Annotated in this window: 10 protein-coding genes; 6 read left to right on the top strand and 4 right to left on the bottom strand. The window is 36.9% G+C overall.

What is annotated here, in order from left to right; all coding sequences use genetic code 11:
- Positions 1 to 96: 96 nt before the first annotated feature.
- The gene (locus DBR39_RS10095) at positions 97 to 3,204 is read left to right on the top strand and encodes a non-ribosomal peptide synthetase (RefSeq protein WP_124532721.1); all 3,108 of its coding nucleotides are present in this window, start codon (positions 97 to 99) and stop codon (positions 3,202 to 3,204) included.
- Between the two features lie 208 nt (positions 3,205 to 3,412).
- The gene (locus DBR39_RS10090; RefSeq protein ID WP_124532719.1) at positions 3,413 to 3,706 is read left to right on the top strand and encodes a hypothetical protein; all 294 of its coding nucleotides are present in this window, start codon (positions 3,413 to 3,415) and stop codon (positions 3,704 to 3,706) included.
- 94 nt (positions 3,707 to 3,800) lie between these two features.
- On the opposite strand, the gene DBR39_RS10085 is transcribed toward DBR39_RS10090, so the two are convergent.
- Positions 3,801 to 5,027, bottom strand: a complete 1,227-nt coding sequence (locus DBR39_RS10085; RefSeq protein WP_124532717.1) for a spondin domain-containing protein — start codon at positions 5,025 to 5,027, stop codon at positions 3,801 to 3,803.
- A gap of 211 nt (positions 5,028 to 5,238) precedes the next feature.
- On the opposite strand from DBR39_RS10085, the gene DBR39_RS10080 reads away from it, so the two are divergent.
- Positions 5,239 to 7,260 (top strand): hypothetical protein, encoded by a 2,022-nt coding sequence (locus DBR39_RS10080; protein ID WP_124532715.1) that lies wholly within the window; start codon positions 5,239 to 5,241, stop codon positions 7,258 to 7,260.
- 57 nt (positions 7,261 to 7,317) lie between these two features.
- Here the strand turns inward: DBR39_RS10080 and DBR39_RS10075 are convergent, their stop codons facing one another.
- The gene (locus DBR39_RS10075; RefSeq protein ID WP_124532713.1) at positions 7,318 to 7,794 is read right to left on the bottom strand and encodes a YdeI/OmpD-associated family protein; all 477 of its coding nucleotides are present in this window, start codon (positions 7,792 to 7,794) and stop codon (positions 7,318 to 7,320) included.
- Positions 7,795 to 7,872: 78 nt separating this feature from the next.
- The gene (locus DBR39_RS10070) at positions 7,873 to 10,080 is read right to left on the bottom strand and encodes a S46 family peptidase (protein ID WP_124532711.1); all 2,208 of its coding nucleotides are present in this window, start codon (positions 10,078 to 10,080) and stop codon (positions 7,873 to 7,875) included.
- An 86-nt stretch (positions 10,081 to 10,166) separates the two neighbouring features.
- On the opposite strand from DBR39_RS10070, the gene DBR39_RS10065 reads away from it, so the two are divergent.
- A complete protein-coding gene (locus DBR39_RS10065) occupies positions 10,167 to 10,601 on the top strand; it encodes an META domain-containing protein (protein WP_228447812.1) in 435 nt (144 codons plus the stop codon).
- Positions 10,602 to 11,169: 568 nt separating this feature from the next.
- On the opposite strand, the gene DBR39_RS10060 is transcribed toward DBR39_RS10065, so the two are convergent.
- Positions 11,170 to 11,877: a LytR/AlgR family response regulator transcription factor gene (locus tag DBR39_RS10060; protein WP_228447811.1), complete on the bottom strand. Its 708-nt coding sequence runs from the start codon at positions 11,875 to 11,877 to the stop codon at positions 11,170 to 11,172.
- Between the two features lie 193 nt (positions 11,878 to 12,070).
- On the opposite strand from DBR39_RS10060, the gene hflX reads away from it, so the two are divergent.
- The gene (gene hflX / locus DBR39_RS10055) at positions 12,071 to 13,297 is read left to right on the top strand and encodes a GTPase HflX (RefSeq protein WP_124532709.1); all 1,227 of its coding nucleotides are present in this window, start codon (positions 12,071 to 12,073) and stop codon (positions 13,295 to 13,297) included.
- Positions 13,297 to 13,932, top strand: a complete 636-nt coding sequence (locus tag DBR39_RS10050; RefSeq protein WP_124532707.1) for a DUF4919 domain-containing protein — start codon at positions 13,297 to 13,299, stop codon at positions 13,930 to 13,932. The genes hflX and DBR39_RS10050 overlap by 1 nt, the downstream gene beginning before the upstream one ends.
- Positions 13,933 to 13,940: the final 8 nt, after the last annotated feature.

The raw sequence follows: 13,940 nt of genomic DNA, 5'->3' as shown, positions 1-13,940 counted from the left end.
GCCCGGATGTTTCATCTTTTCTTATAGTTTAAAATCAGATTCACAGAGAAAGAAATTTATTGACTACAAAATTTTTAACCAAATCACACTATTAAAATGTCAAATACAATTCCCTCACTCGAAACCTTATCCATAGGTGCTGCTGTATTGTTGTCAGCTGAAGACAGAGAAAGGCTGTTAAATGGATTCAATAAAACCGGTTGGGACTATCATCATGAAGAAACACTCGAGTCTCTTTTCCGGAAACAGGCAATACTTCATCCTGATAAACTTGCCGTTATTTATGAGGATCGGGAGATCACTTATAGAGAGTTAGACCGAAGAAGCAGCCAGGTTGCCAATACATTATTGAGCCAGGGTATCAAAGAAGGAAAGTATGTTCCTATCTGGCTGGATCGTTCCTTAGAATGGATTGTTGCAGTGCTTGGAGTTATTAAAACCGGAGCTGCCTATGTCCCGATAGATCCTGCCTATCCCGTTAAAAGAGTAGAATATATACTTTCAGATACTGCTTCCGATATAGTCATTACCAATCAAAATCTTCAGGGTCTTTTATCTGAAGATGGAAGGGTAAAAGTATTGGATTTGAGCAGTATGGATCATCTTAATGACTTACCTTCAGAATATCCGGAAACTAACATTCACCAGAATGATTTGGCGTATACAATTTATACTTCGGGTTCAACGGGAAAGCCGAAAGGAGTAATGGTAAGCCATCAGGCAATACAGCATCTGGTAACATGGCATAATCATCATTTCCATGTGGATCACAGTTCAAAGTTGACCCTTGTGGCAGGATTGGCATTTGACATATCGGTATGGGAAACCTGGTCGGCACTTACCTCAGGAGCAACTCTTTTTATTGCAGGTAATGAGGATAGGACAGATGCTCACGCGCTGGTAGATTACTATAGAAGAAATCAGATTACACACGGTTTCGTACCATCTGTTCTGGCTCCTTCTGTAGTCAATTGTACCCGAAATTATAATGATCTGAAATTAAAATATCTTTTTACCGGTGGTGAAAAGCTAAAACCGGTGCTGACTTCTGAATTAAGTTACGAATTGATAGATTATTATGGTCCCACCGAATGTACAGTATATGCTACTTTCAAAAAAGTGAAAGACACGAATGGTAAATATATTTCCTCAATAGGTAAACCCATTGCCAATGCCAAAGCCTATATTGTAAACGAAAATATGGAATTGTTGCCGTTGGGAGCAGTCGGAGAGCTATGTATCGGCGGAAATATTTTAGCGAAAGGATATCTTAATAATGAAGAACTCACAAAATCTAAATTCATTACCAACCCATTTAATGAAACGGAAAAATTATATCGTACCGGAGATCTGGCGAAATGGCAGCCGAATGGCGATATTGAATTTTTAGGAAGAATAGATAATCAGGTGAAAATTCGTGGATTCCGGGTTGAACTGGGAGAAATAGAACGTACATTGATTCAGCAGGATGATATCACGGAAGCCGTAGTCATCAGTAGAGAAACAGAAGGGAGTACTCAATATCTTATTGCTTTTATTGTCTTAAAACCAGAAGCTGAAAAAGATATTGCATCAGTCCGGAATGCCTTGAAAGAAGAACTTCCGGGTTATATGATCCCTGCACAGATTATTTTTATAGATAAATTTCCGGTAACGGCAAATGGCAAAACAGATACTCAGTCGCTGAGAGATCTGGCCGATAAAGAAGCTAAAGAACTTATTTCATTTGAACCTCCAACCAATGAGACTGAAAGAATTATCGTAGATGTTTGGGCTTCAGCACTGGAACGTCCCGTGATTAACATCACAGATAATTTTTTTGATATTGGAGGAAATTCCTTGCTGGTGGCAACGGTTGCTGTCACATTACAAAGAAAGCTTGATGTAAAAGTGTATCTCAGGGATATTTATCAATATCCGGTATTACAGCAGCTATCGGAAGTTCTTATAGAACGAGCCCGAGAAACCAGGGAAGCTATTCCCGCGGAAGATATGGAACCCTATGTCGAGCTGCAGAAAGATGTTTATCTTGCCCCAGGAACTGTTTTTGCGGGAGGATTTGATCCTAAACAGATAGAAAATCCAACGACAATTTTTCTAACCGGAGTTACAGGATTTGTAGGAATTCATCTTTTACAGGAACTTCTGGATACGACAATTGCTGACATTTACTGCCTCGTAAGAGCACAGGATGAATTTCATGCGATGGAAAAAATTGATAGATGTTTTAAACAGTATCATATCCCTCAAAAAGAAGAACAGAAGTCAAGAATTATTCCTGTAATTGGAGATTTAGCATTGCCTTCATTAGGATTATCAGAAGAAACATTCACAAAGCTGGCAAAGCAAACCGATCTGATTTACCATTCCGGAAGCTCAGTAAACTTCATTGAACCTTATTCCTATATGAAAGCCCCGAATGTAGAAGGATTAAGAGAAATCATAAAACTGGCAGGAGCGGAAAGAACAAAATGTCTTGCTTTATTATCTACCATTTCAGTGTATAGCTGGGGACATCTGTTTACAGGGAAAACAGTGATGCTTGAATCTGATGATATCGAACAGAACCTGATGTCGGTAAGTAAAGATATAGGCTATGTAAGAAGCAAATGGGTAATGGAAGCAGTCGCAGATTTAGCAGCAAAAGAAGGATTGCCATTGATTACTTATCGTCTTGGCTATGCAATGTGCCATAGCGAAACGGGAGCCAGTGCATCCTATCAATGGTGGTCCGGACTGGTGAAAAACTGCATAGAATTCAAATCTTATCCGGCACTGACGGAACTTAGAGAAGGTCTTGTCACAGTAGATTATATGACGAAGTCTATGGCTCACATTACAAAGAATAAAGAAGCGATAGGTAAAAAGTTTAATCTAATTGCCCGCCCGGAAACCAATCTTACATTAGAAGATTTCTTTGGACTTATGAAAAAATACTATCCTTTCACACTGAAAGATCTTCCTTATAAAGAATGGAGAAAACAGTGGGAAGATGACAGCAAAAATAGGTTGTATCCACTGACGAGTCTTTTCAGGGACAATATGCACGAAGGGTTATCCACTGTAGAGCTTTATCAGAATACCTATGTATGGGATTGTTCCAATGTCATTCAGTTTCTGGAAGACTCAGACATTAAGGAACCTGTATTTGATAAAAAAATATTGGATTCCTACTTAAAATACCTCGGAATTCCGGTTGAATAATATTTGAAGATTTAAAAGCCCAAACAGATTCTGCTTGGGCTTTTCTATTGAAAAATTAATTTTATCCGGACCCGGTTATGGCACTTACAAATTTTTTAATAGAATAAATGAAGCGTCAAGTTTTGTCGTAATACAGACGGATATTTGTCTCGTAATAAAATGAGGTCACTCCTCTGTTTCCTTATCAACTGAAAGTAAATAATAATAAATGAATAATTTTATTGTATTGTCTAAAGATTTTGCGGCCAATGAAAGTGCCGTGATTGATCTTAAATCCTGGGGATTTATAAATCCATTAGGAGCACTCACGTTTCAGAATAAAACAGGACTGTCCGCCAGATTTCTTTGGCAGAGAGATATCATCTCAGGGAACAGAGAAAAAACAGGCTATTTTAAAGAAGTAACCAATGATTTAGGCATAAAAGTAAGCCATTATGAAGGTTTTATAACCATTACCAATGGTGGCGGAAAACAATATTTGGAAGGGGAATTAAAAATATAAGAAGGTTAATTTTCCTTTCCGGAAATCATTATATTTTACAATAAAAAGCCAGACATTCATAATGTCTGGCTTTTTCTTTACTTGAAGGTTAATTTTAATTCACCGTTACCTTCACTACATTCTGAACAGCAGGAACCGGATATTGAGCTCCAACTTTGGAAATAACCATATTCTCAGCTTGCGGAGTTCCACCGAACAGAGCCTGGTGATTTCCGGCTCCCGGATATTGGTCAATCCCTGTCCCTGAATCAAATAATGAGGTTTTTGAAGTAATATCCCCTTTGGTATTTGCATCAATACTTTGCTCGTTGGCATAGAACCAGTCATTGGAAAAACCAAACATGGTTGCATAGGCAATTTTATCACCCGGATCAGCATTAAAGCTTGTTGTCACTTTACTTCCCGGTGCTACAGGGGCATTCCCTGCAACGTATACCCCTTTTACATTCGGTAAGGATTTAAGGTTGTTTTGAAGCTTGGCTACATTTCCAAACTGGGCGATGTCTTTCAGTCCCATTCCGCTGTCTGTTTTTCCCAGTTCATAAATAGGATTTTTATCCCCACGGTATACTACCACCAATGCAGGAGAAAGACCAGTCATAATTCCTGTGTTGGCATTCAGTTTAGTCATCATCTTGCTGATATTCCCCATTTGAGCAATATCTGTAATTTCAGGATTTGATAAAGCATTAGGGGTAAAAAACGGAGCACTGTTCAGCAGCTGAGAACCATTGTAATTGGAAACCGCCCATACGCCGGGAGAAAAAGGAGTCTCGTTGGCTGTTCCGCCAGAAGTATTGGTGATCGTAAGAGTGAATTCAGAAGAGACATCATTGTAAGCCAGATTAAGCTTCATAAGCTGAGCTGCATTTACATTAGCAACCGGCATGATGGGTTTACTTTCTGTTTGCCCGGTTATATCATCTTTCGTTCCGTTGTCCCATAATCGCACGCTTGAAGAAACGTCTCCGGTAATGGCATTTCCATTGTTGTCAAACAGTTTGATACCTGGTTGTTGGGAGGCAAAAAACCAGTCTTTTGAAGCTCCGTACATGGTAGCAAACATTAGTGCCTGTGTTTTCCCTGCGCTGAATTTAACAGAAACAGATTGTCCTGGCAAAATAATAGGAGGAGTTCCCACTCCCTGAAAACTTCCGCTTTCTACAAAATCTTTAGGGGTTACAACGTTTTCAAAAGTAATGGTTCTTTGAAAAGCCATATCCATCATCACGTCGTTATCCGAATCATTGCATGAAGAAAGAGTAAATGCAGCTAGAGTAGCTGCCGCTAAAACTGATGTTCTGAAAATAAATTTGTTCATAAAAGTAATTTTTTATAGTTACAATTGATATCTGTAACTATAGTCGACTACTTTTTGAGATCCTGACAAAATAATCTAAAATATTTTTTTTCATAAATGATACGTCAAGTTTTGTCGTGGTGCAGGGCGATATTTGTATCAAGACAAAAAGGGAATATGGCCATATCGATTGTTGTCTGTAAACTAATCACAATCAATAAATATTAACCACATGAAATTTACAAACGATTTTTTTTCACCCACTTCTACAGATCCCGCAGATGATTTGGTACAATTGGTAGACAGTTATTCTTTAGAAAATGTAAACTATCAGAAAGTGACTCACTGGTATCATGAAGCCAATCCTGTAGCAATGACAGATGCTTTATGTGATGGTATTATTTACCGAAAAAGGAAAAATGAATACTATGCACTAACAAGCTTCCTGGCAGGAAAACCTATTAACATTGAGCTTTTTGGAGCAAAAGGAGATTCTACCACGGATGATACACAGGCATTTTTAAAAGCTGCAGATTTTGTTAACAGACTTTATGACTTTGTGTCTCTTGATCCTAATGACCCAAGGGAACAATATTCTCTTGAACTGCAATCTGTTACTTTGGTTGGGAACAGTCCAATTGGATATAAAATTACGGATACGGTTTTATTTAAAAAGCCGTTAAACTTTATTGTAGATAAAATATTCTATAGAGGAACAAGCGATAAAACGGCATTGATCTTTCAGAATAGTTTTAAAAATACAATTACCACCAATATTTCAGGAACGCCCGGAACAAATGTCTCTTCAGATGATTATGTAGGCATCTTACTTCAGGGCTCACAGCATTGTAAAATGTATCTGGGAGCTTCTTTCTTTACAAAAGGAATAGTTTGTGATGCCAATAATTCGCCAGGCTTATTTACCGGTTTTGCATGGAATGAAATTCAGTTAAAATCAATGCAGTCTAATCTTGATTCTTTTGTAATCAGAAATACAAATGATGGCTGGGCCAATGCGAACCGTGTTATTGGCGGTGAATTTGGATCTTTTGGCGGATTACTGGATCCTAATACCGTTACCCGTAGAAGAACATTTGTAAAATTTGAGAAAGATGGGGCTTCTAAAGGATGTAATTCATGGCTTTTCATTAATCAGGCATTTGAATGGGGATTTGATATCGATCCTTGGGAAACACTTTGCTTTGATTTTTCAGCAGCTCCATGCTTTGGTATCTCTATTTCAGAACCAAGAATTGAAATTAAAAAAGGAGAAAGAATCGGTATTTTCCACAGAGGATCCGAGTTTAATTTTAGCTCAAATCAAATTCATTACCTCACTTATTTTACAGATCAGAATGGTATTAAATATATAGGAGAAAAACCAGTTGTTTTATTGGATGAAGATTTAAGCAGTGACTTAAAGACCAATGGCTCAGACAGCCACTTCTATGTAAAAAATCTGGAACCTTTTAATGAATATTCAGGGTTGTTTCCGAACGCAGATTATGATAATCAATTCTGTCAGGTCTTTAAAATCAATGATCATAATACCAACTTATGGGTGCAATGGCATCGTTATCCACAGTTTGTTCTTTTCGATGAGAATAGAAATATGATAAAAGATGAGACTCTACTGCAGGCTCAGATAAATTTACTTGATTTTAGACCGCAGGATTATTGGATTCCCTCTGGAGTAACTTCCGATGTGAGAATTATTAAGATTGGAGCTGAAGACGATGGAGATTATGTGAATAATATGTCATTCATTCCGGAAGCGAAGTATGTAGGAATTATCCAGAGACCGTATGAGAATGCAAGGTTAAAGGTCATGATTAACAGAGCAGATAGAGGAAAGATCGAAAAGGTGAAATTCCTTGAAATTCCTGAAGAAACTTACTCAACGGTTAATGATCTTTCAGCTTCGGCTATGGTTGGATTCAATTTCAGCACTGGCGAGAAATTCTACAATTTTAATACACATAAAACTTCAGTAGTTAAAGAGTCAGGAGTTGGAAGTGCGCTGTCAGGATATACTGTAGACGCTGTTGCAGGATCAAGAATGTTTACAATAAAGACCGGAGATATAAATAAACTATCTCTTGGAACAATCTTCTATATTAATACCGCAGGAGGAACTGTTCGTTTTAAAATTGCAGCAAAAGCGGGAAATGTGGTAACAGCTAATATTCCATCTCATATTACTGTGAATGATGCGGATATTACTTTCCCAATTTGTACTTATGATACCTATTAAAATAAAATAGATTGAGTAATATAAAATATAAGAGTTCAGGATTTCCTGAACTCTTTTTTATATCCCCTTTTTTCCATCCAGAATCATCTGAATCATTTTTATCTTTCTGTTTTCTCTGGTCTCCGGTTTCTTGGCTTCTTCTATCCAACGGATATATTCCTTTTTGTGTGTATAGCTCATCTTGTCAAATAAGGTCTTTGCTTCGGGATTTTCATTAAAAACAGAAACAATATCATCGGCAACCTCGACCACTCTTTCTTCTTTATCTTCAATAAGCGAAACAGAAACATTATCTCCGAATGTTTTACCAAGCTGTTTTCTGACTTCCTGAGTAAGACCGAGAATGTGACAGTCCGATTTCATTTTGGCAAGACTTCCACGGTATTCAACTTTGCCGTCAAATAGGGCTTTAATTTTTACCTGACCTTTTTTATTGAAAAGTTCTTCCGTAGAAAAAGGAAATTCCACAAAAGCAGCATCCATCTCTCCGTTTTGCTGTATAGCAGCTGTGAATTTGATAGTTTGAGACTTCATGATGAGAAATTTTAATAGTCAAAAATAAAAAAAACCGTGAAAGTAAATTTCACGGTTTTAAAAATAAATCAGATAAGATTATTTTTTATTGATTTTCTTAGGGGTTGTAGTAGTACCAGAGTTTTTAGTTTTTGTATCAGCTGGAGTGTTTTCACCTCTTACAAGCTTCAATTCGTCAACTAATCTTCTTGCACCTGCATACTTATCGATTGTCCAAAGAACGAAACGAACGTCTACGTTGATTGTTTTCTGCCATTCAGGCTCGAATACGATATCACCGCTTAATGCTTCACTGTTTCCGTCGAAAGCGATACCGATAAGGTTTCCGTCGCCGTCAATTACCGGAGAACCAGAGTTACCACCCGTAATATCATTGTTAGAAAGGAAGTTTACAGGCATATATCCTGCAGCATCAGCATACTGTCCGAAGTCTTTAAGGTTATAAAGATCGATCACTCTTTGAGGAAGGTCAAACTCTTCATCACCTTTCTTGTATTTTCCAACAAGACCAGTCATGTCTGTATAATAGTTATCCGTAATACCGAAATAGTTTCTGTCATTTCTGATAGGAAGTTTATCTACAGTACCGTAAGTTAATCTCATGGTAGAGTTAGCATCCGGATAGAACTTTTTCTCAGGCATCGCTTTCATTAGACCAGCTAAGAACATACGGTTCTTTTTAGCAAAATTATCATCTACCTGAACATATCTCTCAGTACTCATTTTTTGATCAGCAGCAATTCCGTTAGCCGCTTTCCAAAGTGGATCAGCATCAAGTTTCAATGCATCTGGATTCAATAAGAAGTTCGTTGCAGAAGTTTTGTTGGCAAAAATTGAAGAATATGCCAGATTAGAAACTGTTTTAGCATCAAGACCTAAAATAGTAGCAGAAGCAATGTCTTTATTGGTAACTCTTGTTTGGTATAAGTTAACCATAGAAGTAAGCATTTCTCCTTCTAAAGATGGATTGATGTTTTCATAAGCTGCTTTAATAGCCGCTTCAGTTTTAGCTTTCATAGCCAGTCTGCCTTGCATATCCTGAGCAGCATAAGTCTTAAGAACAGATCCTACTTGCAGCGCAAGTGATATATATTTTGCATTTCTTGAGAACTGAGAAGCGTAGTTTCTTTCAACATTTCTTTCAGAAACCTGCTTGTAGTACATTGCAATATCTTCAAGAATTCCGTCATAAGCCTCATTTCCAGCTGTCATAGACCATTTTCTGAAAATGTCCTCAGTTTTTTGCTTGTCAGTAATGGTTCCGTTTTTATCTACTGCATCAATAGTACCTTGTCTGTTTTTCCAGTAGTTTGCTACTGAAGCATATTGAGAAGCATAGTTAAGCTGAGTCGCTTTATCCTTGTCCATGTATTTTTTCATTACATCCATAGCAAGTTTAGAAGCTTCAACCCAAGCCGGGTAATCTTTGTTTACCATCTGCTGAATTCCGTAAGAAGTCAGGTAACGGTTTGTTCTTCCAGGGTATCCAAGGATCATTGAGAAGTCACCAGGCTTAATTCCTTTAAGAGAAACAGGAAGGAAATGCTTAGGCTTCAAAGGAGTATTGCTCGGAGAATATTCAGCAGGGTTTCCTGCAGCATCAGCATACACTCTGAAAACGGTAAAGTCTGCAGTATGTCTTGGCCACTCCCAGTTGTCTGTATCTCCTCCGAATTTTCCTAATGATGAAGGTGGAGCACCTACCAATCTGATGTCTTTATAATCCTGGTATACGAAATAGTAGAATTCATTTCCGTTGAAGAAATCTCTTACTACTACAGTATATTTTCCGTTTTCAGAGTTTTCTGTCTGGATTGCTTTAGTCTCAGCATCAATAACAGCTTTTCTCTCTGCTCCGGTCATATTGTTGTTTAGTTTAGAAGTGATCCTTTGAGTAGCATCATCCATTCTCACTAAAAATCTTACGTAAAGATCCTTTGCATTGAACTCGTCTTTCTGTTTCATTGCCCAGAAACCGTTCTTCAAATAATCTTTTTCCGGTGTGGAAGCAGCAGCAACAGCACCGTAACCACAGTGGTGGTTTGTAAATATAAGTCCTTTATCAGAAACAATCTCACCTGTACAGAAACCACCGAAACTTACGATAGCATCCTTTAAGCTTGAATTGTTTACCGAATAAATTTCTTCAGGCGTAAGGTGTAGACCCTCTTTTTGCATATCAACACCGTTAAGTCTTTTGATGAGCATAAGCAGCCACATCCCCTCATCCGCCCTCATCTGAGCAAAGCCCAATAAGAAAGTGAATAGTAGAAATAGTCTTTTCATTTTATAAAATAATTTTTGTGTCGCTAATTTACTAATTTTTACGAGATTCTGTCCCGGATTGGTATGAAAATGGGAGGATAACCTCTATGAAAAAGATACTATTACCACTTTTTGCAGTTTTATTTTTAGGAGTTGTTTTAAATTGCTCCACAGTACCGGATAAAAATCCATCCCTTCAAAGGCAATGGATGCTGATTTCTTTTGATGGTTTTTCAAAAGATCAATTGATAGCGAATAAAGCCGAAATGAATCTGACAGGCAGTATGGAGAATGGTAAAATTCAAGCACGTACCTATATGGGGTGTAATCAAATGTCTTTTGTATCCGAGTTTAAAAAAGGAGGAAAAGTGAAAATCTCAAAAGGAGTGAGTACCATGAAAGCTTGCCAGGATATGAATCTTGAAACCTCTTTTCAGAAAAAAATTGAAACCATGACCAGATATTCAGTAGAAGGGCATTTTCTTACTTTATCTGATGATAGGGGAGCCTCAATGAAATTTGTAGCAGCCGATTGGGATTAATGATTCCCGTTTTACAATATAAAAGTCCGCCGGAGCGGACTTTTTTGTTTAAAAAATCTAGTTTGGTTATCAGCTTTTTGACGGTTACTAGTTCTGAAGATTATTAGTTTTTGAGAATAGTTTTTTTATGTGCTCGTCTATATTATGGTTCGTTTAATAAATTTTGTATTTGTGTTCCTAGAATTTATAGTAGTATGATGGACATGCCTGTTGGTCATAGTTTTTGAAATAGTCGAAATTCAGGATGTTGAAACAAAGTTTTCCAAGAGTTTAAATAAAGATATTGGTTTTACATTTTTGCTTTTTATATCAAGTCCCTGTTTAAAAACCGGACTTGCTGCCAAAACTTAGAATCAACATGCGGAATTGCAAAAAATGAGAGAATAGATAGATTTTTTTTTCATAGAGAGTTATTTTTAAAATGTTAGGTTTCAGTGCTATAATGTGGGTAACTTGGGAAGACTAAATTACTATCTATCTTAATCAAATGACAGGAAAATAGACCAACGGCAGAAATAATCGACCAATGGCATTTTATGAATTATTGGTTGAATGTCCGGTGAGGTTTTTAAGGATTGAAAAAAGAAAGATTATCCTTATATGTCCGGCCTATAGGAAGCTTTATATGATGTGCAAGCTCTATTTCATGACAGTTTTTCCCGCGGATGAGGTGGCGTGGTACAGCATAGCTTCTGTGTATTCTGACAAAAGAATCGAAAAAGCTTTTTTGGAGGAGATTTCCCAGAGAATTTAAAATACAGTGATTTTTTTCAAGGGTAATGATCCGGGTGTAATCTTTTAAGGCTTCCAGATACAGAATATCTTTCATTTTGATTTGAAAAATATTTCCACCCTCTTTTATTTTGATGCAATTTTCTCCTACCATAGCATCATAGCATTCACATTTTTCTTTGACTTCAAAAAAATCGAAAAGCTTCTGTATGGAATAATGAAAGCGCTCCGCAGTAAGGGGCTTGGTAATAAAATCTAATGTGTTGATCTCAAAAACTCTGGCAGCCAATTCGGGATGGGAACTTACAAAGATACATGCCGGGATCTTATGAGCCAGCTTCCGGAATTCAAGGCCGGTCATTCCCTGTAAATTGGTTTCGGTGATCAGAAGATCTATAGGGAGATCAAGATAAGGAACAGCCTTTTCTGCAGAATCAAAAGCGGCGACAATCTCAATGTTTTGATATTGTCTGATATAATGCTGAAGAACCAGCCTGTCCAGTTCATCATTATCAATAATCATACATCTAATATGGCTAATCATGATATTCCGGATATTATTTTTAATTTAAATATTTAAAAATCAGAAATTTATTATATAAAGTTATTGATTTTTTGTATAAACCTCCTCATGTAAACTTAAATTTATATTAAAATATGTTATTAAATAAAAATTGATTTTGTTTTTTTTCTGAAAAATATTAACTTGTAAAAATCATAAACATAGACCGAACTTAATGTTAGAAAAGAAAGAACATAACTATGAGAAAGCAGTCTTGGTGGGTGTTATTACCCAAAATCAGGACGAAGATAAACTGACGGAGTATTTAGATGAACTTGAGTTTTTAGCTTTCACAGCAGGAGCAACCGTAGAAAAACGTTTTACTCAAAAACTGACTCAGCCTGATTCCAAAACTTTTATAGGAAGTGGAAAGGCTATTGAAATAAAAGAATATGTAAAAGAAAACGAGATAGGGACCGTAATCTTCGATGATGAACTCTCTCCTTCGCAGCTTAAAAACCTGGAAAGAGATATGGAGGTTAAAATTTTGGACCGTACCAATCTTATTCTTGATATTTTTGCCCAAAGAGCACAGACTTCTTATGCAAGAACTCAGGTGGAACTGGCACAATATCAATATCTTTTACCACGACTGACAAGAATGTGGACCCACCTTGAGCGTCAGAAAGGGGGGATTGGGATGAGAGGTCCCGGTGAAACGGAAATTGAGACTGACCGTCGTATTATCCGTGACAGAATTACATTGCTGAAAGAAAAACTGAAGACGATTGACAAGCAGATGGCTACTCAGCGTAACAACCGTGGAAAAGTGGTTCGTGCAGCTTTAGTAGGATATACCAACGTGGGTAAATCTACTTTGATGAATTCTCTTTCAAAATCTGAGGTTTTTGCAGAAAATAAATTATTTGCAACACTGGATACGACTGTAAGAAAAGTCGTAATCGGAAATTTACCATTCCTGCTTACAGACACCGTAGGATTTATTAGAAAATTGCCAACTCAGCTGGTGGAATCGTTCAAATCTACTTTGGATGAGGTTCGTGAAGCCGATCTTCTGATTCATGTGGTGGATATTTCTCACGAAAGCTTTGAAGACCATATAGAATCGGTAAATCATATTCTGATGGAAATCAATGCTCACCAGAAGCCTATGATTATGGTTTTCAATAAGATTGATGATTTCAGTTATGAGAAAAAGGATGATGATGATCTTACTCCGTCAACCCGTAAAAATATCTCCCTGGAAGAATGGACAAAAACATGGATGGGAAAATCAAAATATCCAACGGTTTTTATTTCTGCCTTAACGAAGGAAAACTTCCCGGAAATGAAGAAAATGATCTATGACGAGGTTATGAAGATTCATATTTCCAGATTTCCATACAACGATTTCCTTTTCGAATATTTCGATAACGACGAGGAAGAAGAAAGCAACAATTAATGAAATATCAATTTTTCCTTTTATTCATTCTATTTTCGGTTTTTGGCTTCGGTCAGAAATCAAAAATAGACTTAAAAGCTATTGAGAAAAGTCTCGAAAATTCTGACTCTCCTTATAATTACGAGAAGCTTATTTTCAAGTATAAAGGATATCCAAAGTCTTTGGATAGTATAGAGTCACAATATCTTTATTATGGAAGGAATTTCAGAAAAGATAAAGTAAACACATCAGAAGATAGTTTTAAAAACCTTGTAGATGCTTTTAAGCAGAACAATTTTGCAGACTGTATCAAACAAGGGAAAGCTTTGTATAATAAAGATCCAACAAATCTGGATATTCTGCTGATCCTTCTCAGGGCTTATGACTCTGTAAAGGACGGCAACAATTTTATACATCATCTGAATCAGTTCCGTGCGATTACTGAAGGCATCAAAAGCTCAGGGGACGGGAAATCTGAGAAGACAGCTTATATCGTTAATTCCGTAGGAGATGAGTATATTCTGCTGAACATTCTGAACATAGGACAGGATTACAAAAGAAACTCAAAAACGGTTAAAGATGGTATGTTTGATATCTGGGAAAAAGATGATACAAAGATTTACATAAAAATACTCTATTGGGAACTCACCAATTAATCTCAAAA

Source organism: Chryseobacterium sp. KBW03 (genome assembly GCF_003852415.1).
Taxonomy (GTDB): Bacteria; Bacteroidota; Bacteroidia; order Flavobacteriales; family Weeksellaceae; genus Chryseobacterium; species Chryseobacterium viscerum.
Note: the sequence above shows the minus strand (reverse complement) of the source record. Positions and strands in the feature narration are given on the sequence as shown.

What these genes read in the sequence shown, in the direction of transcription:
- DBR39_RS10080 (WP_124532715.1), top strand. Translation starts at nt 5,239, where the DNA reads ATGAAATTTACAAACGATTTTTTTTCACCCACTTCTACAGATCCCGCA.
- DBR39_RS10085 (WP_124532717.1), bottom strand. Translation starts at nt 5,027, where the DNA reads ATGAACAAATTTATTTTCAGAACATCAGTTTTAGCGGCAGCTACTCTA.
- DBR39_RS10075 (WP_124532713.1), bottom strand. Translation starts at nt 7,794, where the DNA reads ATGAAGTCTCAAACTATCAAATTCACAGCTGCTATACAGCAAAACGGA.
- hflX (WP_124532709.1), top strand. Translation starts at nt 12,071, where the DNA reads ATGTTAGAAAAGAAAGAACATAACTATGAGAAAGCAGTCTTGGTGGGT.
- DBR39_RS10050 (WP_124532707.1), top strand. Translation starts at nt 13,297, where the DNA reads ATGAAATATCAATTTTTCCTTTTATTCATTCTATTTTCGGTTTTTGGC.
- DBR39_RS10070 (WP_124532711.1), bottom strand. Translation starts at nt 10,080, where the DNA reads ATGAAAAGACTATTTCTACTATTCACTTTCTTATTGGGCTTTGCTCAG.
- DBR39_RS10090 (WP_124532719.1), top strand. Translation starts at nt 3,413, where the DNA reads ATGAATAATTTTATTGTATTGTCTAAAGATTTTGCGGCCAATGAAAGT.
- DBR39_RS10060 (WP_228447811.1), bottom strand. Translation starts at nt 11,877, where the DNA reads ATGATTAGCCATATTAGATGTATGATTATTGATAATGATGAACTGGAC.
- DBR39_RS10065 (WP_228447812.1), top strand. Translation starts at nt 10,167, where the DNA reads ATGAAAAAGATACTATTACCACTTTTTGCAGTTTTATTTTTAGGAGTT.
- DBR39_RS10095 (WP_124532721.1), top strand. Translation starts at nt 97, where the DNA reads ATGTCAAATACAATTCCCTCACTCGAAACCTTATCCATAGGTGCTGCT.